The following is a 19851-nucleotide window of genomic DNA, read 5'->3' as shown; positions in this document are numbered from 1 at the left end:
GGATTAGTCCGATTGGGCGCCCAGCGTGCGCGCCAGCCACTGGCCGTCGCGGGCCACGAGCTTGGGTTTCAGGAGCCGGTGCCGGACGCTTGGGCCTGCCGCGGGTTCGGCTGATCCGTTCGCCGATCCCGGGCCGTTGGTGCCCGTCCCGGCCAGCAGTTCCAGCACCGCGTGGGCCACGTCCTCCAGGGGCTGCTCAACGCTGGTGAAGCCCAGCGCCGACGCCGTGGGGGTGTTGTCATAGCCGCTGACCGGAATCGCGCCGAAGGAGGCCAGGATGGCACCCAGGGCGAGGGTATCGCTGGCGCACACGACGGCGTCGACCGCGCCGGGCCGGCCCAGCAGCTCGGCCATGGCCGCCTCGCCCTGGCTAACGTCGTCCGCCACGGCAACGTCAAGCGCCGCGATCTCCGCCTCGGTCAAGCCGGCTTCCTGCATCATGGCGTCGTGCCAGCCGCGCCGGCGGTCCTCGCCCGTCCCGGACGGGCTGGGCCAGCCGATGTAGCCAACCCGGGTGTGGCCGTTGCGCAGCCGGTGCACCGTGGCGTCGTACAGCCCCGAGTATCCGTCCACGTCCACCCAGGGGCGCCGGGGATCATCCATGTCGTCGGCACCCCAGGGCCGGCCAAACATGACGAAGGAGTGGCCGTTCTCGATCAGCCAGCTGGTGCGGGGGTCGTCATAAAACGTCGAGGTCAGCACGAACGCGTCGACGTCCGCTCCGTCGAGGAGCCGCCGAAACTGCGAAATCTCATCCTCGGGGCTGTCCGCCGTGAACAGCAGAATCCTCAGGCCCCGGCGGTCCGCCTGCTCGGTCAGGGCGTGCAGGAACCTGTCCAAGACCGAGCCGGAGATGCCATTGGTGGCCGGATCGAGCCGGATGCCGATCGTGGAACTCTTGCGGGTGCGCAGGCGCCGTGCCGAGGCGTGCGGCCGGTAGCCAAGTTCGGCGATGGCCTGGTTGACCCGTTCAAGGGTCTTGGGTCGCACGATCGCGGGGGAGTTGATGGCGTTGGAGACCGTTTGGCGCGAAACGAGCGCCACACGGGCCACATCGTCGATGGTGGGGAGCGGGGAAGTCGCCACGGGCCTCCCTTCCGGATCGGTCTGGATCGTTCAAATTATTGCTCCCACCACTATGCCACGGTATTTCCCTTGAGCGTCAAGGGTTGACTTTTCCAAGGCGGGCCGATTAGCGTAAAGCCATCATTTGATCGTTCAAATTTTTTCAGCGATGCGCCAATTTGAACGATCCATTTTGACCAGCCAGCACGGCCGCGCACCACGTTCCACCGGCCGGCCGGGCAAGAATTCATGCGGCAGCGCCCCTCCGGCGCAGGGCCGATTCGTGCACGAATGAGGAGAGAAACATGCAAAGAAGCAAGTCTCGTTGGATGCTTGGAGCCGGAATCATCACGGTGGGCGCCCTTCTGCTGACAGGGTGCGGCGGTTCCGGTTTTGACGACGGCGCCAAGTCCGCCGCCCCCGGTTCACAAAAGCTCACGGTCATGATCGGTTCCTCCGGTGACGCCGAGACCGCCGCCGTCAAGGAGGCCGTGGCCGGCTGGTCAACCTCCAGCGGCACCGCCTCCAGCGTGATCGCCGCCGCGGACCTGAACCAGCAACTCAGCCAGGGCTTCGCCTCCGGCAAGCCCGCCGACGTCTTCTATGTGTCCACCGATGCGCTGGCCGGCTTCGCCGCCAACGGCTCCCTGTACGCCTACGGCGACAAACTCGCCAACAAGGCCGACTTCTACCCGGGCCTCGTGGACTCCTTCACCTACGGCGGGAAGTTCTACTGCGCGCCCAAGGACTTCTCCACCCTGGGCCTGGTCATCAACACCGAGATGTGGAAGGCCGCCGGGCTCACCGACGCCGACATTCCCACCAACTGGGATCAGCTGAGCGCCGTAGCCAAGAAGCTGACCTCCGGCGGGCACGTTGGACTGGCGTTGTCCCCCGAATATGCCAGGCTGGGCGCGTTCATGGTCCAGGCGGGCGGCACCTTGCTGAACGCCGACCAGACCCAGGCCACCGTCAACACCCCGGCGAACCTCGCGGGCCTGGACTACGTCAAATCCCTGCTGAAGGACGGCAGCGCCAAATTCACCACCGAACTCGGTGCGGGATGGGGCGGTGAGGCATTTGGCAAGGGCAAGGCGGCCATGACGGTCGAGGGCAACTGGATCGCCGGCGCCATGACCGCGGACTACCCGAAGGTCGGCTACAAGGTGGTTCAGCTGCCCGCCGGCCCGCAGGGCGCCGGAACCCTGCAGTTCAGCAACTGCTGGGGCATCGCCGCCGACAGCCCCAACAAGGACGCGGCCGTCAAGCTCGTGGAGAAGCTCACCAGCACCGACCAGCAGATGGCCTTCGCCAAGGCCTTCGGCGTCATGCCGTCCGTACAGTCCGCCGCTGCCCAGTGGAAGAGTGCCAACCCCGCCATGACGGCGTTCCTGGACAGCGCTGCCGGCGCGAAGAACATGCCCTCCATCAAGGGTTCGGCCGACGTCGTCGCCGACCTGAACTCGCAGCTGGAATCGCTGGCCACCGCCGACCCGGCGAAGATCCTGGCCTCGACGCAAAAGAACATGGAAGCCGTGGTGTCCGCCAAGTAGTCCGGACGAGCAAGCCGCGGACCAATCCCGCGGACCAAACCGGCCATGCAGGGGTGGTGGGCCGGAACTCCCGCCCACCACCCTGCCCCGAGCCACGGCAGAGCGGCTCACGCTCTTGTTGAACTGAGGAACCCTTATGACAGCAGTAACCACGGCGCCGCCCACCGCGGCCCCCGTGCCGAAGAAGAAGCACCGCCCGCGGGACACCATCGCCGGCTGGCTGTTCACGGCACCCATGCTCGTGATCCTCGGGCTGTTCCTGGTGGTCCCCGTCGGCATGGCCCTCTGGGTGAGCTTCTCGGACTGGACGGGCCGCGGCAGCCCCTTCTCCGCCAACGTGGCCTTCGTGGGGATGAAGAACTACCAGGACCTCCTGGGCGGCGGGGGACTGGCCGAACGCGACTTCGGCACGTCCCTGCGCAACAACGCCTGGTACGTGGTGCTGGTGGTGCCCATCCAAACCATCGTCGCCATCGTCCTGGCCGTGCTGGTCAACCGCCAGGTGCTCAAGGGCCGGGGCTTCTTCCGCACCGCGTTCTACTTTCCGTCCGTGACCAGCTCCGTCGCCATCACCGTGCTGTGGCTGTTCCTGTTCGGTGCCACGGGTGCCGTCAACAAGGTGCTCGGGTTCCTGGGAATCCACGGGCCCAGCTGGTTCCAGGACCCGTCGGGCGTCGTCCACAACATACTGGGCGCCTTTGGGATCACCCAGGGCCCGGCCTTCCTGACCGACAATACGGTCCTGGGCCTGCCCCTGTGGGACTGGCTGGCCGGGCCGTCGGTGGCCATGAGCGCATTCATCATCATGGCCGTCTTCACCACGAGCGGCACGTTCATGCTCCTGTTCATCGCCGCGCTGCAAAACCTCAGCGGCGAGGTCCAGGAGGCTGCCCTGATCGACGGCGCCAACGGCTGGCAACGCTTTTGTTACGTCACGCTGCCCCAGCTGCGGCCCACCATCTTCACCGTGGTGACCCTTGGCCTGATCGGCACCTGGCAGGTCTTCGACCAGATCTACACGGGCACCCAGGGCGGGCCCGGCAAGACCACCCTGACCCCCGCCTACCTTTCCTACACCTCGGCCTTTGAAAGCCAGGAATGGGGACGCGGCGCCGCCATCGCATTCGTCCTGTTTGTCATCATCGTCTTCTTCACCCTCCTCCAGCGCCTGGTGCTCCGCGAACGGCCCGTCTCACGGCGCCACCGCCGCATCTACGGTGCCCCGTCCCAAGGAGCCGGCAAATGAGCGCCACCCCAGTCGTAGCCGAACGCCGGTCCGGCCCGCCCGCAGGGTCCCTGCCCGCCGGGAAACCGTCCCGGAGCCGGTTCCGCCTCTCCACAAGCTCCCTGCTGTACGCGGTCCTGGTGGTCATCGCCGTCATCTACATCGGCCCGTTCCTGATCAGCATCGCCACCTCGTTCAAGACCGACGCCGACGCCGCCACCGACCCGTTGTCGCTGATTCCCCAGACGTGGTCGACGGCGGCCTACGCCAAGTTGTTCCTGAACTCGGACTTCCCCACCTGGTTCACGAACTCGGTCATCGTGACCGTGTTCGTGACGGCGGGACGGGTGTTCCTGAACTCGTTGGCCGGTTACGCCCTGGCCCGACTCGAATTCCGTGGGCGGAACCTGGTGTTCGCGGCGCTGATCGCCGTCATGGCCGTACCCGGTGTCGTGCTTTTGATCCCGAAGTTCCTGGTCATCAACCAGCTGGGCATCTACGACAGCTACGCCGGCATGATCGTGCCGCTGCTGGTGGATGCCGCAGGCGTATTCATCATGAAGAACTTCTTCGAGTCCATTCCCGCCAGCGTGGAGGAACAGGCCCGCGTGGACGGTGCCGGCACATTCCGGATCTTCTGGTCCATTGTGCTGCCCATGGCACGGCCGGCATTGATCACGATCGTGATCCTGTCGTTCCAGGGCTCCTGGAACGAACTCTCGCACTTCATCATTTCCACCCAGTCGCCAGGCCTGACCGTGCTGACCAAGGGTGTGGCCTCGCTGGCGTCCGGCCAGCTCAGCCAGGGCACCCAGTACCCGCTCAAACTTGCCGCGGCGGCCCTCATGACCATTCCCGTCGCCGTGGTGTTCTTCGTGTTCCAAAAACGCATCATGAACTCCAGCGACGGATCCGTGAAGGAATAGCGGCACCGCACCTTCGCCACCCCGTACCTTCACCACCCCGTTCACCAAGATTTGCGCACCAAACCCCGCGCACCAAACTCCTAGGAGCAACAGCCTTATGTCCCACCCCCTGCAGCCACTCCTGCACGACGCAACCGTGGCCCTTGCTGCACCGACCCAGACCTGGTCCGGCCGCGACGGGCAGATGATCGGCGGAATCCACGGGATCTACCATTCGGACAGTCGCGTGTTTTCCACCCGCAGCCTGCGGGTGGGCGGGGCCGTCCCGGAGCACATTTCCACGGCGTCCGTATCGGCGTCGGACGTGGTGTTCGTGGCGCTGGCACGCAATGTGGACGACGCCGCCGCGGACCCGCGCGTGCAGGTGGAAACCCTGCGCCAGGTCAGTGCGGGCCGCGTGGCCGAGTCCGTCACGATCCGCTCGACGCTCAAGGAGCCCTTGTCCACCATGGTGGAACTGCGCCTGTCCGCGGACTTTGGCGACATGCAGGTGGTCAAGTCCGGACTCGGTGCCGGCGGCAACGCGCAGTCCATGACGGCAAACCCGGGCGGGGCCGGAACGCTTGCCCTGGCCCACGGCACGGTGACAGCCGACCTTGCCGCTGACGGTGCCGACATCGCCGTCGACCCCGCGACGGGCACCATCACGCTGTCCTGGGCCGTGGAGGTGCCGGCCAAGTCCCAGGCCACGGTCCACTGGGCCGCGGACCTGGCCGACACCGCGGCCGTGGTGGCCGGTGCCGCCGATTTCCCCGAATGGCAGGGGGCCGGCGTCGAATCCGGGGACTCGCGCATCAGCCGCTGGGTGGAACGCGCCCTGGAAGACCTTGGTGCATTGCGCATGTGCACCACGGCCCGCCCGGCGGAGGCCTTCCTGGCCGCCGGCGCACCCTGGTTCTTCACCCTGTTTGGCCGCGATTCGCTGATCTCAGCCCGCATGCTCCTGCCGCTCGGCACCGACCTTGCCGGCTCCACCCTGCGCGTCCTGGCCGGGCTGCAGGGCACCGGGACCGACAATGACACGGCCGAACAGCCCGGCAAGATCATGCACGAACTTCGGCCCAAGGAATTGACCATCCCGGGTGAGGGCGTGACCCTGCCGCCCCTGTACTACGGCACCGTCGACGCCACGGCACTGTGGGTCACCCTGCTCGTGGACGCCTGGCGCTGGGGCCTGCCCGACGACGAGGTCCGCGAACTGCTGCCGCACATGCTGGCGGCCCTCGATTGGATCCGGACCGACGGGGACAGCGACGGTGACGGCTTCCTTGAATACGCCGACCTCACCGGGCACGGGCTGGCCAACCAGGGCTGGAAGGATTCGGGCGACTCCGTGCAGTGGCGTGACGGCAGCCTGGCCGAGGGGCCCATCGCCCTGTGCGAGGTCCAGGCCTACGCCTTCGAGGCGGCGAGCGGCGCGGCGGAACTCATGGACCACTTTGGGCTGGCCGGCGGCGATGAGTGGCGTCACTGGGCCGCCGGGCTGGCAACGCGCTTCCGCGAGCAGTTCTGGATCGCCGATGCCGACGGCGCGTACCCCGCGATTGCCCTCGACGCGCACAAGCGTCCCGTGGACACCGTGACGAGCAACATCGGCCACCTGTTGGGCACCGGCCTGCTCAATGTCGAAGAGGAGGCGCTGGTCGCGGCCCGGCTGGTGTCGCCGGAACTGAACTCCGGCTTCGGACTGCGCACCATGTCCACGGACTCGGCCGGCTACTGGCCGCTGAGTTACCACGGCGGCTCGGTCTGGACCCATGACACCGCGATCGCCATCCAGGGCCTCACGCGGGCCGGATTCCCGGCGGAGGCGGCCAACCTCAGCCGCGGCCTGCTGGCGGCAGCCGAAGCGTTCGACTACCGCATGCCCGAGCTCCACTCGGGTGATTCGGCCGCCGATGCCCGGACGCCGGCCCCGTACCCGGCGGCCTGCCGTCCCCAGGCGTGGTCGGCGGCGTCGGCCATTGCCGTGGTGGCCTCGGCCCTGGACATGCGCCCCGACCGCAACACGGGCACCGTGGAAACCTCGCCCGTCAGCGCCCTGGGGTCCCTGAGCGTCTCGGGAATCCGCATTGGGGGAGTGGCGGTCGGTACGGTCCGCGCGGGTTAATACTTAACATTTTCCTTTACTTTTTGGATGGTTAGGCGGATCGTTAACCTTTGTGACCACCCAGGAAAGCCTTATCGGCCAGGTGTTCCAAGCACTGGCCGATCCCACCCGGCGAAGCATCGTCGAGCGCCTCATCGCCGGCCCCGCCACGGTCAACGACCTGGCCCGGCCGCTGGAGATGTCCCTGCCCGCAGTGATGCGGCACTTGTCCCTGCTCGAGGAGTGCGGGCTGATCCGCTCCGTCAAAACCGGGCGGGTGCGCACCTGCCAGATCGAGCCGGACACGCTGCGCATGGCCGAGTCCTGGCTCGCGGAGCGGCGCACGGTGTGGGAAAGCCGGCTCGATCATTTGGGTGACTATCTTGCGGAGCAGAGCGTTCCGCTGCCAGAAAGGAAAATGTGATGACCGACCATTCCGTAGTGCACGCAACCTTTACGCTGGAGCGGAACTACCCCGTGCCGCCCGCCCGGGTCTTTGCCGCCTGGTCCGATCCGGTTGCCAAAATGCGCTGGTTTGCCGGCCCGGACTCGGGGCATGAACTCGATTTCCGGGTGGGTGGCCGCGAGGTCAACCATGGCGACCACGACGGCGTCCGGATGGAGTTCGAATCGTTCTACCGAAGCATCGTCGAGGACGAACGCATCGTCTTCAGCTCCACCATGACCGCCGACGGCGACGTGACCACCGTGTCCATGACCACCATCGAACTCGTGGCCAATGGTGACGGCACCACGCTGACGCTCACCGAACAGGATGCCTTCCTCGACGGCCATGAGCTGCCCGAATGGCGGGAACGGGGCACCGGCGACTGGCTCGATTCACTCGGCGAGGAACTGGCCGTGCCGGCGATTCCCTGAGCGGGTCAGTGCGTGGCGGTATGGATCCCGTGGTCCGGATGTACCGGGGCGGCAACCGCCCGGAGCATGACGTCGTCGAGCTTCGGCAGGGCATGGCCCAGCCGGTGCTCGGCGGCGTGCAGGGTCTGCTCCACCTCGGATAACGCGGCATCCGCGACAACGAGGGTGGCGGCGCCCTGCAGGCGGTGGCCCACCCAACGCAGCTGGAGGGTGCTCACCGCAATGACGCCCGGCGTCCCGGCCAGGGCCGTTTCCGCCCGGTCCACGAGTTCGGGTTCGATGCCGTCCATGAGCCGGCGGCCAATGCTGCGCACGGTGCCCCACAACAGCACGATGATGGCGGCCGAGATCAACAGCCCGACGATCGGATCCGCCAGCGGGAAGCCCAGCATGACGCCGCCGGCGCCAACCACGACGGCGAGGGAGGTGAATCCGTCGATCCGTGCGTGCACGCCGTCGGCCACCAACGCGGCCGAACCAATCTGCCGGCCCACCCGAATCCGGTAGACGGCCACGGCCTCGTTGCCGGCAAAGCCGATCAGCCCGGCCGCGAGCACCCACCACAGGTTGTGCAGGGGTTGCGGCTGGATAAGCCTGTCGATGGACTGCCAGGCCGCGACGACGGCGGACAGGGCGACGACGGCGACGATGAACAGCCCTGCAAGGTCCTCGGCCCGCCCGAACCCGTAGGTGTAGCGGCGGGTCGCGGCGCGGCGGCCCAGGATGAACGCAATCCACAACGGTACGGCCGTCAGGGCGTCGGAGAAGTTGTGGATGGTGTCCGCCAGCAGGGCCACCGAACCGCTGATGAGCACCACGAGGAACTGCAAGATGGTGGTGCCCAGCAGGATGAACAGGCTGATCTTCAGGGCGCGGACGCCCTGGACGCTGGACTCCAGGGCGTCATCGATGGAATCGGCCGCGTCGTGGGTGTGCGGCACGAACAGCTCGAACAGCCAGCCCTTCAAACCCGTGTGGTGCTTGTGGGAATGTCCGTCGTGGTCGTGGTCGTGGTCGTGGTCGTGATCGTGGTCATGGTCGTGGTCATGGTCATGGGAGTGGCCGTCGTCGTGCGTGTGGTCATGGGCCACCGGCTGGGGCGTGCTCATGCGGTTTCCCGGGGGTTGCGGTGGTGTGCGGGCATCCCGCCGAGCGCGTGCTCGGCCTGGTAGATGGCGTCGGCCACCAGTTGGCGGGCGTGTTCGTTTTCCAGCCGGTACATGACCTTCGTGCCGTCCTGGCGGGTGGAGACCATGCGGGCCAAACGCATTTTCGCAAGATGCTGCGAGACCGCGGCGGGTGATTTTCCGACCGTCTCGGCCAGCGCCCCGACTGCCATTTCGCCGTCCCTCAGGGCGAGGATGATGCGCACCCGGGTGGCGTCGGCCAGCATGGCGAACACCTCCACCGCCAATTCCACGTATTGGCTGTCGGCGTCGAGCGAACAAATACTCTTATCTGCGTTCATACGCATATTCTTACATTAAAGTGCGGAGCGGTCCATCGCCTAGTCTTGGCTCATGCAGAGCGAAGAGACTTTGAACGGTTCAGCGTTGTTGGCGTCGGTGCAAAGCGCCGTGGCCACCCATGGAATTGTCCACGAGGTCATGGCGTGCCCGGCCGAGCTGGCGGACACCGCGGAGTTCTGCGCGCACTTCGGCGTGTCCCTGGAGCAGTCGGCCAACACGATCGTGGTCACCTCCAAAAAGGTCGACCCGCCGCACTATGCGATCTGCGTGGTGCTCGGCACCACCCGGCTCGACGTCAACAAGAAGGTCAAGGAGCTGCTCGGCGTCAAGCGTGCCTCCTTTGCCGACGCGGACACGACGACGGCGCTTACCGGCATGGAAATTGGCGGCGTCACCGCGATCGGCGTGCGGGACTTGCCCATCTACATTGACAGCGCCGTCATGGAACAAACATACGTGGTCATGGGCGGCGGAAACCGGACCAGCAAGGTGCGCCTTGACCCGCGCGAACTCGCCAAACTGCCCGGCGCCGCAATCGTCGAGGGCCTGGCCAACCCGAAGGACTGACGCAGCCCGGCGCCGTCGGTCCGGCCGGCGTGCCGCTAGAGGTGCCCGCTGAGCCGGTCCCGGAACACGGTGCTGCGATCATCGAGCCCCGTGATGGACAGTTCGGCGCCGTGCCTGGCGTATTTGCCTTCAATCGAATCCAGGGCCGCAACCGTGGAGGCGTCCCAGATCTGCGCATGCGTGAGGTCCACGCGCACCTCGGCGGGGTCCTCGGCATAGCTGAACTGCGCCACCAGGTCGTTGCTGCTGCCAAAGAACAGCGGCCCGCGCACCAGGTAGTCGACGGATGCGCCATCCGGGGCCACGGCGCGCTCCACCGTGACCACGTGCGCCACCCGCCGGGCAAAGAGCACCATGGCCAGGACGGCGCCCACCAGCACACCCACCGCCAGGTTTCCGGTGGCCACCACCACGATCACCGTCACAACCATGACAATGGTCTCCGGAACGGGCATGCGCGCAAGGGTTGCGGGCCGGACACTGCGCCAATCCACCGTGGTCACGGCCACCACCATCATGACGGCGGCCAGCGCCACCATGGGGATCTGCGCCATGATTCCGCTCAGCCCGGTGACCAGGAGCAGCAGGACCAGCCCGGCCGCGAACGTGGACACCCGGGTGCGCGCACGGCCGATCTTCACGTTGACGATGGTTTGGCCGATCATGGCGCACCCGGCAATGCCGCCGTAGAAGCCGGACAGGATATTCGACACGCCCAGCGCCCACGATTCCCGGCTCTTGTGCGATCGGGTGTCGGTCAGCTCATCGACCAGCTTGGCGGTCAGCAACGTCTCCATGAGCCCAACGAACGCAACGCTCAACGCCGTGGGCCAAATGATGCCCAGGGTGTCCAGGTTGAAGGGCGCCAGGAACGGGGTCAGGCCGGGGAGACCACCGGTCATGGGCCCCTCGCCGGCCACGTTGGGCACGGAGAGGTGCGCAATCATCACGACGGCGGTCACCACCACGATCGCCACGAGCGGCGCCGGCACGGCCGAGGTCAGGCGGGGCAGGATCAGGATGATTGCCAGCGTCACAATGAACAGCGGGTAGACCAGCCATGGCACGTTGAGCAGGTGCGGAACCTGCGCCACGAAGATCAGGATGCCCAGGGCGTTGACGAAGCCGATCATGACCGACCGAGGAATGAAGCGCATGAGCCTGGACAGCCCGGCCAGGCCAAACACGATCTGCACCAGCCCGGCCAGCACCACCGCGGGCAGCACGTACTCCACGCCGTGGGCCTTGACCAGCGGCGCGATCACCAGGGCCACCGAGCCGGCAGCCGCCGTGACCATGGCGGGCCGGCCGCCCAAAATGGACATGGTCAACGCCAAAACCACCGAGGCGATCAGGCTGACCTTGGGGTCAACGCCCGCGATGACGGAAAAGGAAATGACCTCGGGGATCAGCGCCAGGCTGGTGACGACGCCGGCCAGCACCTCGCGGGTGAAGAGCCGCGGGGTGCGCAAAACGTTGAGCACGCTATCGCCGTCCAGCCGGGGCACAGTTGGGGAAGTCGGGTGTGCGCTGGTCATGGGGTCTCCGTAATGCAGTGCCGGAACTGCCCTCCCATTGTACGGACGCCCGCGTCGATGGTTGCGGCGGAGGTCATGCCGTTACCGGATCTGGTCGTTATGCCGAACGGGGTAGCCAAGCTCTTCCGCGGCTTCAAGGACGGCCTGGGGCGATTGGGCAAGGAATGTCCAGGGCATGTTCTCCTCGGCGAGGAAGTTCACCTGCGAGGGCGCCAAGTCGTTCAAACGGCCCAGGTAGACCTCGCGGATGGCCGAACGTTCGACCCGCCACGGCCCAGCAAAACGCGCGAGCCAACGAAATCTCATCCGGAATTCAATATGTGACTCGTCCAGGATCAGCAGAACCCAGGGGCCCAGAATCCGTGTCATTTTCCTGGGCCTTTCCAAGCCGCCTTTGAATACATGAGTCATCCGAATACCTTTGATGGATTGAAATGTAGCCATGCCTGTGTCCAAGTATTGCTCTCCCCGAATGGACTTCGTCCAAGGGTGAAGCACCGATACCGAGATTCACGTCGAGTCGGAGTTTCACGCTGCCCGGATCATCACTACATTTGCCGTCCAAGATCCCGCCCCCGCCGAAAAGAGATCCTTTTGCGGTGAGCCCACGGTATCCAAAAGCGCCACCCAACTCGTCAAATGTTCGGATCTTGAGGGTGAGGGTGCAGTAGGGGTCGTGTTGGCTTCCGTCGGTGGGCGCGAGGCGGCAAATTCGTCCCGGCGTCCTGATCGTAATGCAGTGCCGGAACTGCCCTCCCATTGTACGGACGCCCAGGAGGCGGCCGGCAGGGTTGCCCGCCGGGCCAGGCGGTAGACTTGGTTGTTAGAACATTTGTTCGCGTCCGGGGAAGGGGAGTGGTGCCCATGGCTGGTTCCTCCCAAGCGGCTACCGCCGGGCGCATCGCCCTCGTGGACGTGAACAACTTCTATGTCTCCTGCGAGCGGGTTTTCGACCCGCGGCTGGAAGGCCGGCCCGTCGTCGTGCTTTCCAATAATGACGGCTGCGTCGTGGCGCGCTCGGCCGAGGCCAAGGCGCTGGGCGTCAAGACCGGCGCCCCGTGGTTCCAGGTCCAGGCGCAGGCCAAGGCCTGGGGGCTGGTGGCCCGCTCCAGCAACTATGAACTGTACGGGGACATGAGCGCCCGGGTCATGGAGGTCGTGGGCCGTTTTGGCGCGTGGCAGGAGGTGTACTCCATCGATGAATCGTTCGTGGGGCTGATGGGCGACGCCGGTGCCCTCGCGGAATCCGGGAGGCAAATCCGGGCGGCAGTGGACCGGCACGTGGGCGTCCCCGTCTGCGTGGGCGTTGCGGGCACCAAGACGCTGGCCAAGTTCGCCAACCGGATCGCCAAGCAAAACCCCGCCCTGGGGGGCGTGTGCGCCCTCGACGCCATGCCGGCCGGGCAGGTGGATGCCGTGCAGTCGCGGGTGCCAGCGTCGGGGCTGTGGGGCGTGGGCGGGCGCACGGCGGAGCGGTTGAAGCTGCTGGGCATTGAATCCATCGCCGACCTCAAGGCCGCCGAACCGGCCATGATCCGCAAGAAGTTCTCCGTGGTGCTCCAACGCACGGTGCTCGAACTCAACGGCACCGAATGCATCCCGCACACCGAGGAACGCGTGGACAAGCAACAAATCATGTTCTCGCGCAGCTTCTCGACCCCCGTCACCACGGTGGAGGGCATGGAATCGGTCATGGCCGTCTACGCCCAGCGCGGGGCCGCCCGGCTGAACCAGGAGGGCCTGCGGGCCTCGGCCATGACCGTGACGGCCGGGACCAGCCGCTTTGCCGCGGGGGAGGGCAGCTTTCCCGCCGTGACCCTCCGCTTCGCCGCCCCCACGCAGGACCCCATCGTGTTGATCCGCGCCGCCGTGGCCGCGATCCGGCAAAGCGCCGTCCCCGGGGCGTCCTATCTGCGCGCCGGGGTCATGTTCTCCGGCCTGGAACCGGCGGCGGGCCAGGACGTCCTGGACGTTTTTGACACCGCCGGCTCCCAACCCGGGGTGGGCGACGTGCTGGGGGAGGTGCGGAACAAGTTCGGCTCCCTGGCCATAGGACTCGGGATCGGCGGGCTGGCCGAACCGCCGTCGTGGTCCATGAAGCGGGAGCACTCCTCCCCGCGCTACACCACCGAATGGGCCGAACTGCCCGTGGTCAGGGCCTGACGATGGACCCCGTGCCGGGCCTCGCTAGACTCGAAGCCATGGCCAACCCACACTCATCGAAGTCCCGGCGCCTGGCGCTGTTCATTGCCGGCGCCGCCGTCGCGGTTCTTGGCCTGGCTCTACATTTCCTGGCCGCGGGCGACGCCGCGAGCCTGGTGGCCGATGCCCTGTACACGGTGCTGGTGTACCTGCTGTTCGGCTTCGTGGCCCCGGCCGCCCGGCGGCACCGCGTGGCCCTGGCCGCCTTCGCCTTCAGCGCCGTCATTGAAATCGCCCAACTGACGGGCATTCCGGCGCAGCTGGGGCAGGCGTTCCCGCCGTCCCGGCTCTTGCTGGGCACCACCTTTTCCGCCCTTGACCTGGTGGCCTACGCGGTTGGCGCCGCGGCCGCCTGCGCCGCGGACACGGCACTGTCCCGGAGGGCCGCATCCCGGCGCGGCCGTGCGTGGCTTGCCTCACGTTCGGAATAGGAGCCGTTGAGGGCCCGTTTTTACGGGTAGGAACAACGCAAGATGACGGAGGCTTTTCATGCTGGACGTGGTGATCATTGGTGCCGGGCAGGCGGGGCTCTCGGCCGCCTACTACCTGGCCCGGCACGGACTTGAGCCGGAACGCGACTTCGTGGTCCTGGACGCGAACGACGGTCCCGGCGGGGCCTGGCGCCACCGCTGGCCGTCCCTGACCCTGGGTGCCGCCCACGCCGTCCACGACCTTCCCGGCATGAAGCTGGGCCAGGCGGATCCCGCCGAACCCGCCAGCGCCGTCGTCGGCCGCTACTACGGCAGCTACGAGGACGCCTTTGAGCTGCCGGTCCACCGCCCCGTCAAGGTCAACGCCGTCCGCCCCGCCCCCGGGAACGACGACGGCGCCGCCTCCGGTACGCCCGGCTCGCCGCTGGCTGTGGAGACCGACCGCGGCGTCTACCTGGCCCGGCTGGTCATCAACGCCACGGGCACCTGGGACAAGCCGCACTGGCCGCACTACCCCGGTCAGGAACTCTTTGCCGGCACCCAGGTCCACACGCACGACTTCGGCTCCGTGGCCGACTTTGCCGGCAAGCACGTGCTGGTGGTGGGCGGGGGAACATCGGCCGTGCAGTTCCTGCTACAGCTGGCCGAAGCAGGCGTGGAAACCGCCTGGTCCACGCGCCGGGCACCGGAATTCACCACCCGCGAATTCAACCCCGACTGGGGCAGGGACGTGGAGCGCCGGGTCAACGAGCGCACCTCGGCCGGGCTGCCGCCACTGAGCGTGGTGGGCGTGACCGGCATACCCTTAACACAGCAGTACCAAAACGGGATTGCCGCGGGAACCCTGGTGTCCCGCGGGCCATTGCAGCAACTGCTCCCGCACGCGGCCGTGTTTGCCGACGGCACCGAGTTTGCCGCCGATGCCATCTTGTGGGCCACCGGATTCCGCGCCGCCCTTGACCACCTGGCACCCCTGAAGCTGCGCGAACCCGGCGGCGGGATCACCATGGACGGGGTCAAGGTGGCGCGCGAACCGCGACTGCTGCTGGTGGGATACGGCGCCTCCGCCTCGACCCTGGGCGCCAGCCGGGCCGGGCGGGCCGCGGCGCTCGCCGCCATCGAGCGGCTCAGCGCCCCCGCCGTCGTCTGAGGTCCCCTGCAGGGCACGCTGTGATGTGCACTTCGTGCCCATGGTTGCGGAAATATCCGCGGGCCACGCGGGGTTGGCGCTAGGGAGACCCTTTTTAGGAAAGGCACCACCCATGACGCTTCCTGTTTCCATCCTTGACCTTGCCCACATTGGCGACGACGGCATCGCCGCCAGCTTTGCCGCGTCCGTCGAATTGGCCCAAAAAGCCGAGGGCTGGGGGTACAAGCGCATTTGGTACGCCGAACACCACAACATGGCCTCGATCGCCTCCTCGGCCACGAGCGTCCTGATCGCCCACGTGGCCGCCAACACCTCCTCGATCCGGCTCGGCGCCGGCGGCATCATGCTGCCCAACCACTCGCCGCTGCAGATCGCCGAACAGTTCGGCACCCTGGAAACCCTGCACCCGGGCCGCATTGACCTGGGCCTGGGCCGCGCCCCGGGCAGCGACCAAAACACCATGCGCGCACTGCGCCGGGACCCCATGGCTGCCGACACCTTCCCCTCCGACGTGCAGGAACTGCAGGCCTACTTTGCCGGCGCAACCCGCATCCCCGGCGTCAACGCGTACCCCGGCAAGGACACCCACGTGCCGCTGTACATCCTGGGATCCTCGCTCTTTGGTGCACGGCTCGCCGCCGCCCTGGGCCTGCCGTACTCCTTCGCCTCGCACTTTGCCCCGCAGGCCCTCGAAGACGCCGTCAAGATCTACCGCCGCGACTTCCAGCCCTCGGCAGCCCTGGCCGAACCGTATGTGATCGCCGGAGTCAATGCGATCCTCGCCGACACGCAGGAGGAGGCCGACGCCTTGTTCCTGACGGCCAAACGACGCCGGGTGGCCGCCATGGTGGGCGGCGGACGCAAGTTCACCGACGCCGAGGCCGATCTGCTGCTCGAGTCCCCGGCCGGCCAGCAGGTGCTGAACATGGTCCGCTATGCGGCCATCGGCACGCCGGACACGGCGCGCGGCTACCTGGAGGACTTTGCCAAGCTGGCCGACGCCGACGAGCTCATCGTGGCCACGCAGGTCACCGACCGCACCGCCTGGATCCGTAGCTTTGAACTGCTGGCCGGGGCCATGGAACTGGTGCCGGCGGGATAGCGCAGCTGCATGGCTGTCGTCCGATTTCCTTCACTGGTGGTTGGTTGATCAGTGGGGCGTTCCGCCCGGCGAAGTGGTGTCCTCGCGCAGATGGACGCGTTCTCCCTGCCGGCCGAAGAGGCTGAGGATCTCGGCGGGATGGGTGGTTGCGCTGCCGAACCAGTGCGGCCGGCGGGTGTCGAATTCGGCAGCTTCGCCGGCATCCAGGATGAAGTCCTGTGAGCCGAGAATAAGCCGCACCTGCCCTCTCAGCACGTAGAGCCACTCGTATCCGTCATGGGTCCGGAGTTTGGGCGGGCGCGTGGAGTACGGAATCCGGATTTTCCAGGCCTGCACTCCGTCAGAGTGGCGCGTCAACGGCCACGCCTCCCGCCCGTTGATGGTGCGGGGCTCCAGCCGAATGCGTGGGTCCTCCGTGTCCGGAACGCCCACCAGGTCATCCAGGGGTACCTGGTACGTCCGGCTGATCGGCAGGAGCAGCTCCAAGGTGGGGTTGCGCTTTCCGTTCTCCAGCCGGGAGATGGTGGAAGGGGATATGCCGGTCTGCTCGGAGAGCTCATCCAGGGTCAGCCCGCGTTCCAGCCGAAGCGTGCGCAGGCGTGGTCCGACATCGCGGAGAACATTATCCTCGGGGGCGGGTTGCGGCATGTCCTTGAGCCTACGCCGTCTTGCCGAGTCAGCAAGTACATTTGCCGGCAATGATTTTGGGCTTCTAACCTCCCAGTTATGGAACACCAACACACAGCCCGGGACCACCCGGCCGCTCCAGAGGTTGACACGAAATCCCTCTTTGTCAAGGTGGCTCCGCTGGCCCTCGTGGCGGTCATTGCCGCCTTGGGAACCAGCCTGGTCAACGTCCTCTTGCCGGCGGTGGCCGGCGAATTCGGCGTCGCAATGCCGTCCGTGCAATGGGTGACGCTCGCCTTTTTGCTCAGCAGCACCGTGATGATCGTTCCGGTTGGCCGGTGGGCTGACATCCTGGGGCGCGCACGCGTGCTCAGGATTGGCCTGGGTGTCTTCATTCTGGCATCCCTGCTTGCGAGTTTCGCGCCCGGCCTGGAGGTGCTGGTCGCTGCCCGTGCGCTCCAGGGCGCCGGTGTCGCGGCGATGGTGTCCCTTCCGGTGGCGTTGGTGCGTGAAACCGTCGCGAAGGATCAGATGGGGCGGGCCATGGGCATGATCGGCACAGCGATGGCCACTGGCATGGCGGTGGGGCCGGCCTTGGGTGGCGTGCTCACGGCCAGTGCGCTGGGCTGGCACGGCACGGTCTTTTTGTTTGTTCCGATGGGAGTGGCCTCATGGCTGCTGTTACGGAAACTGCCCGCTGCCGTCGCAGTGGCACCTCAACGCACGGCGATGGACATTGCCGGACTGGCTCTCTTGGCCGCGGTGTTGGCCGGCTATGCAATGGCGTTGACCTTCACCCCGGGCGGTTGGCTGGGCACCGCCGGGCTGCTGGGTCTGGCGGCCCTGGGCTTCGTGCTGTGGGTGCGGGTGGAGAAACGGGCCGTTGCGCCCCTGGTGGATTTGGCGAAACTGCGTGAGCTGGGCGTCTTCCCCGGGCTGGTCCTGAATTTTTGCGGCTCGCTCATCATGATGACCTTCACCATCATTCCGCCGTTCTACCTCACCCTTGGGCTCGGGTTGGACATGGGACGGATGGGGCTCGTCATGGCTGTTGGGCCGGTTGCCGCCATTCTTACCGGGGTGCCTGCCGGGCGGTGGGTTGACCGATGGGGTGCCACGCGCATGGCGGGTGCAGGATTGGCGGCCATGACGGCGGCCGCGCTGGGCTTCGCAATCCTGGTTCCGCTCTGGGGAGTGGCCGGGTTCCTGGTGGCCGCTGTGGTGTTGACTCCGGGAAACCAGATGTTCATGGCCGGCAACAACACGGCCATCATGTCCCGGGCGGGTGCCGCACAGCAAGGCGCGGTGTCAGGCATGTTGACCCTGGCCCGCAACCTGGGATTCATCACCGCAACCGCGGTCATGGCCCTGGTTTTCAACCTTGCCGTCGACAGAGCCGGCGGTCCATCCGGGGCGACCCTCGGCATGGCGGCATGCTTCGGGATCGCGGCCATCGTGGGAATCCTGGCGGTGTCGCTGTCCTGGTCGAGACGCCGCGCCCCCGTCCCTCCCGGATCATGAGATCGGCCGAGCCCCGGTCCGTACAGTGACACCCACGTTGGCCCGCGGCCCAACCGCGAATACGGTTTGCTCAGGCTGCGCTATTCAGGTGTGCCTTGTCCGTGCGGGAAATGCTGACGGCCGCCACCAGCACGCCGATCACCACGCCCACCAGGGTGTCGACCACCCGGGTCATGGCGGCCTCCGGCCCGAGGTGGCTGCCCAGGCCCGTCATGATCAGGGCCATGGGCGTCACGGCAATCGTGGTCAGCGTGTAGTTCTTCAACACCAGCAACTCCGCCGCGACCTGGAAAACCACCACCATGGCCACCGAGGGCCAGAAGCCCAGCGACAATGACAGCAGGGCGACGGCGAGAAGTGCGCCGGCCACGTTTCCGAGCAGCCGTTGGATGCCGCGCTGGACCGTCATGCTGTAGTTCAGGCCCTGCAGCGTTGCGACGGCGCCCATGGCGGCCCACAGCGGGTGGCCAAGCCCGAAGGCCGCGGCAGCCCAGCCGGCCAGGGCGGAGGCCGCGGCCATGCGCAACGCCTGGTGCAGGTTCGCCCGCGATGCAAGGCCGGTGCGGGCCACGGTTCGCAGCGACGGTGCCGCCAAGGTGGAGCTTGCGACGGCGGGCCGGTCAAGTTCCGGCACGCCGAGCACCGTGCGCAGCGCCGCCTCGTGCTCGGCCAGTTGGTCCGCTGCCTCCCGGAATCCGGGGGTGCCCGCCAGGTCCAGCGCGGCCCGGGCATCCTCGAGAAGTGCATGCAGTTGTCCCGCCTGGCGGCGCAGCCGGGTGTTGCGTTCGGAGGTGCCGCCCCAGGCCCGGGTGCTCAGCGCAACGGAGGTGCGGGCGTTGCCCACGGCGGCCTCTGCGGCGGCGCGCGAGGTGCCGCCGTCGTCCCGGCCCAACCGCACGACGGCGGCAATGGCACGGGCCGTTGCCAGCCGGGCCGGGCCCAGCGGCACCACCAGCACGGGTGCCAGTGCCACGAGCCAGCCGACCACGGCGCCGATCCCCACGGCCGCACCAACCTGGGGTATGGCGGAAAACGAATGGGCAAATCCCGCGCCGGCGGATGCGGCAAAGACCAGGATGACGGGCCCCGGGCCGGTGATCCCGAGTCCCGTGAACAGCTGGGCGGCGGCCCCGGCCAGGACCGAGAGCACGGCAATTTGGAGCCACACCGAGGTGCCCGAGGCACCCATGAGGGCGCCGATCAGGGCTGCCGCGAGGAGTGCCACGGCCACCACGGCCAGTTGGCGGGCCAGCCGGCTATAGGGCTGGTAACGGCCAAACGCCGACGTCAGCGCGCCGAGCGAGGCGATCCCGGCGAGTTGGGGTTGGCCCAGCAGGCCCCCGGCCACGAGTACCAGGGTTGCCGCCACACCCACCTTCATGGCGGGGGCGAACCATGCATCGGCCGGGCGCATCCGCATCGCATTCCGCCAGGCCGACTGCGAGACGGGATGCGTGAGGGCGGTGCCAAAGTGCTGGAGGCGTGCTGTGGTGGTCATCTTCCAAGA

General features: G+C 67.2%; 19 protein-coding genes. 12 read left to right on the top strand and 7 right to left on the bottom strand.

The window, feature by feature from the left end:
- Positions 1-3: 3 nt before the first annotated feature.
- Complete coding sequence (locus tag AL755_RS17090) at positions 4-1086, bottom strand: LacI family DNA-binding transcriptional regulator (RefSeq protein ID WP_054012026.1); 1083 nt, start codon at positions 1084-1086, stop codon at positions 4-6.
- Positions 1087-1370: 284 nt separating this feature from the next.
- Between AL755_RS17090 and AL755_RS17085 the strand changes: the two genes are divergently transcribed.
- The 6 genes from AL755_RS17085 (at position 1371) to AL755_RS17060 (ending at position 7737) form a co-directional block, all read left to right on the top strand.
- Positions 1371-2618: a sugar ABC transporter substrate-binding protein gene (locus AL755_RS17085; protein ID WP_054012025.1), complete on the top strand. Its 1248-nt coding sequence runs from the start codon at positions 1371-1373 to the stop codon at positions 2616-2618.
- 136 nt (positions 2619-2754) lie between these two features.
- The gene (locus AL755_RS17080) at positions 2755-3864 is read left to right on the top strand and encodes a carbohydrate ABC transporter permease (protein ID WP_082369380.1); all 1110 of its coding nucleotides are present in this window, start codon (positions 2755-2757) and stop codon (positions 3862-3864) included.
- Positions 3861-4769, top strand: coding sequence for a carbohydrate ABC transporter permease (locus tag AL755_RS17075; RefSeq protein WP_054012024.1), 909 nt, complete (start codon positions 3861-3863; stop codon positions 4767-4769). Before AL755_RS17080 ends, AL755_RS17075 begins: the two co-directional genes overlap by 4 nt.
- A gap of 97 nt (positions 4770-4866) precedes the next feature.
- Positions 4867-6879, top strand: a complete 2013-nt coding sequence (locus AL755_RS17070) for a glycogen debranching N-terminal domain-containing protein (protein WP_054012023.1) — start codon at positions 4867-4869, stop codon at positions 6877-6879.
- 52 nt (positions 6880-6931) lie between these two features.
- Positions 6932-7282 (top strand): ArsR/SmtB family transcription factor, encoded by a 351-nt coding sequence (locus tag AL755_RS17065; protein WP_054012022.1) that lies wholly within the window; start codon positions 6932-6934, stop codon positions 7280-7282.
- A complete protein-coding gene (locus tag AL755_RS17060) occupies positions 7282-7737 on the top strand; it encodes an SRPBCC family protein (protein WP_054012021.1) in 456 nt (151 codons plus the stop codon). Before AL755_RS17065 ends, AL755_RS17060 begins: the two co-directional genes overlap by 1 nt.
- Positions 7738-7742: 5 nt before the next feature.
- Here AL755_RS17060 and AL755_RS17055 read toward each other — a convergent pair whose 3' ends face one another.
- Both AL755_RS17055 and AL755_RS17050 read right to left on the bottom strand, forming a co-directional pair.
- A complete protein-coding gene (locus tag AL755_RS17055) occupies positions 7743-8846 on the bottom strand; it encodes a cation diffusion facilitator family transporter (RefSeq protein WP_054012020.1) in 1104 nt (367 codons plus the stop codon).
- Complete coding sequence (locus tag AL755_RS17050) at positions 8843-9205, bottom strand: ArsR/SmtB family transcription factor (protein ID WP_054012019.1); 363 nt, start codon at positions 9203-9205, stop codon at positions 8843-8845. The genes AL755_RS17055 and AL755_RS17050 overlap by 4 nt, the downstream gene beginning before the upstream one ends.
- A 52-nt stretch (positions 9206-9257) precedes the next feature.
- Between AL755_RS17050 and AL755_RS17045 the strand changes: the two genes are divergently transcribed.
- Positions 9258-9773 carry a YbaK/EbsC family protein gene (locus tag AL755_RS17045; RefSeq protein WP_054012018.1) on the top strand — a complete coding sequence of 172 codons (516 nt, stop codon included), beginning with the start codon at positions 9258-9260 and terminating at the stop codon, positions 9771-9773.
- Between the two features lie 35 nt (positions 9774-9808).
- On the opposite strand, the gene AL755_RS17040 is transcribed toward AL755_RS17045, so the two are convergent.
- Both AL755_RS17040 and AL755_RS17035 read right to left on the bottom strand, forming a co-directional pair.
- Positions 9809-11311, bottom strand: a complete 1503-nt coding sequence (locus AL755_RS17040) for a SulP family inorganic anion transporter (RefSeq protein WP_054012017.1) — start codon at positions 11309-11311, stop codon at positions 9809-9811.
- An 81-nt stretch (positions 11312-11392) separates the two neighbouring features.
- The gene (locus AL755_RS17035) at positions 11393-11680 is read right to left on the bottom strand and encodes a hypothetical protein (protein WP_150117153.1); all 288 of its coding nucleotides are present in this window, start codon (positions 11678-11680) and stop codon (positions 11393-11395) included.
- Positions 11681-12175: 495 nt separating this feature from the next.
- On the opposite strand from AL755_RS17035, the gene AL755_RS17030 reads away from it, so the two are divergent.
- The 4 genes from AL755_RS17030 to AL755_RS17015 all read left to right on the top strand — a co-directional run bounded on the left by AL755_RS17030 (position 12176) and on the right by AL755_RS17015 (position 16196).
- Positions 12176-13474, top strand: a complete 1299-nt coding sequence (locus AL755_RS17030; RefSeq protein WP_054012015.1) for a Y-family DNA polymerase — start codon at positions 12176-12178, stop codon at positions 13472-13474.
- Between the two features lie 38 nt (positions 13475-13512).
- Positions 13513-13944 carry a ribosomal maturation YjgA family protein gene (locus AL755_RS17025; RefSeq protein WP_054012014.1) on the top strand — a complete coding sequence of 144 codons (432 nt, stop codon included), beginning with the start codon at positions 13513-13515 and terminating at the stop codon, positions 13942-13944.
- A 58-nt stretch (positions 13945-14002) separates the two neighbouring features.
- Positions 14003-15094, top strand: a complete 1092-nt coding sequence (locus tag AL755_RS17020) for an FAD-dependent oxidoreductase (RefSeq protein WP_054012013.1) — start codon at positions 14003-14005, stop codon at positions 15092-15094.
- Between the two features lie 112 nt (positions 15095-15206).
- Positions 15207-16196 carry an LLM class flavin-dependent oxidoreductase gene (locus tag AL755_RS17015; protein WP_054012012.1) on the top strand — a complete coding sequence of 330 codons (990 nt, stop codon included), beginning with the start codon at positions 15207-15209 and terminating at the stop codon, positions 16194-16196.
- Positions 16197-16244: 48 nt separating this feature from the next.
- Here AL755_RS17015 and AL755_RS17010 read toward each other — a convergent pair whose 3' ends face one another.
- On the bottom strand, positions 16245-16844 hold the full coding sequence (locus AL755_RS17010; protein WP_054012011.1) for a helix-turn-helix domain-containing protein: 600 nt from the start codon (positions 16842-16844) through the stop codon (positions 16245-16247).
- A gap of 78 nt (positions 16845-16922) precedes the next feature.
- On the opposite strand from AL755_RS17010, the gene AL755_RS17005 reads away from it, so the two are divergent.
- A complete protein-coding gene (locus AL755_RS17005; RefSeq protein ID WP_054012010.1) occupies positions 16923-18344 on the top strand; it encodes an MFS transporter in 1422 nt (473 codons plus the stop codon).
- Between the two features lie 70 nt (positions 18345-18414).
- Here the strand turns inward: AL755_RS17005 and AL755_RS17000 are convergent, their stop codons facing one another.
- Positions 18415-19842: an FUSC family protein gene (locus tag AL755_RS17000; protein WP_054012009.1), complete on the bottom strand. Its 1428-nt coding sequence runs from the start codon at positions 19840-19842 to the stop codon at positions 18415-18417.
- Positions 19843-19851: the final 9 nt, after the last annotated feature.

The organism is Arthrobacter sp. ERGS1:01 (assembly GCF_001281315.1).
Lineage (GTDB): Bacteria > Actinomycetota > Actinomycetes > Actinomycetales > Micrococcaceae > Specibacter.
This window is presented reverse-complemented; position numbering and strand designations above follow the sequence as displayed.

Excerpts from the sequence above, each read along its gene's own strand:
- AL755_RS17085 (WP_054012025.1), top strand. The coding sequence starts at position 1,371 with ATGCAAAGAAGCAAGTCTCGTTGGATGCTTGGAGCCGGAATCATCACG.
- AL755_RS17080 (WP_082369380.1), top strand. The coding sequence starts at position 2,755 with ATGACAGCAGTAACCACGGCGCCGCCCACCGCGGCCCCCGTGCCGAAG.
- AL755_RS17075 (WP_054012024.1), top strand. The coding sequence starts at position 3,861 with ATGAGCGCCACCCCAGTCGTAGCCGAACGCCGGTCCGGCCCGCCCGCA.
- AL755_RS17070 (WP_054012023.1), top strand. The coding sequence starts at position 4,867 with ATGTCCCACCCCCTGCAGCCACTCCTGCACGACGCAACCGTGGCCCTT.
- AL755_RS17060 (WP_054012021.1), top strand. The coding sequence starts at position 7,282 with ATGACCGACCATTCCGTAGTGCACGCAACCTTTACGCTGGAGCGGAAC.
- AL755_RS17055 (WP_054012020.1), bottom strand. The coding sequence starts at position 8,846 with ATGAGCACGCCCCAGCCGGTGGCCCATGACCACACGCACGACGACGGC.
- AL755_RS17050 (WP_054012019.1), bottom strand. The coding sequence starts at position 9,205 with ATGAACGCAGATAAGAGTATTTGTTCGCTCGACGCCGACAGCCAATAC.
- AL755_RS17045 (WP_054012018.1), top strand. The coding sequence starts at position 9,258 with ATGCAGAGCGAAGAGACTTTGAACGGTTCAGCGTTGTTGGCGTCGGTG.
- AL755_RS17040 (WP_054012017.1), bottom strand. The coding sequence starts at position 11,311 with ATGACCAGCGCACACCCGACTTCCCCAACTGTGCCCCGGCTGGACGGC.
- AL755_RS17035 (WP_150117153.1), bottom strand. The coding sequence starts at position 11,680 with ATGACACGGATTCTGGGCCCCTGGGTTCTGCTGATCCTGGACGAGTCA.
- AL755_RS17030 (WP_054012015.1), top strand. The coding sequence starts at position 12,176 with ATGGCTGGTTCCTCCCAAGCGGCTACCGCCGGGCGCATCGCCCTCGTG.
- AL755_RS17025 (WP_054012014.1), top strand. The coding sequence starts at position 13,513 with ATGGCCAACCCACACTCATCGAAGTCCCGGCGCCTGGCGCTGTTCATT.
- AL755_RS17020 (WP_054012013.1), top strand. The coding sequence starts at position 14,003 with ATGCTGGACGTGGTGATCATTGGTGCCGGGCAGGCGGGGCTCTCGGCC.
- AL755_RS17015 (WP_054012012.1), top strand. The coding sequence starts at position 15,207 with ATGACGCTTCCTGTTTCCATCCTTGACCTTGCCCACATTGGCGACGAC.
- AL755_RS17010 (WP_054012011.1), bottom strand. The coding sequence starts at position 16,844 with ATGCCGCAACCCGCCCCCGAGGATAATGTTCTCCGCGATGTCGGACCA.
- AL755_RS17005 (WP_054012010.1), top strand. The coding sequence starts at position 16,923 with ATGGAACACCAACACACAGCCCGGGACCACCCGGCCGCTCCAGAGGTT.
- AL755_RS17000 (WP_054012009.1), bottom strand. The coding sequence starts at position 19,842 with ATGACCACCACAGCACGCCTCCAGCACTTTGGCACCGCCCTCACGCAT.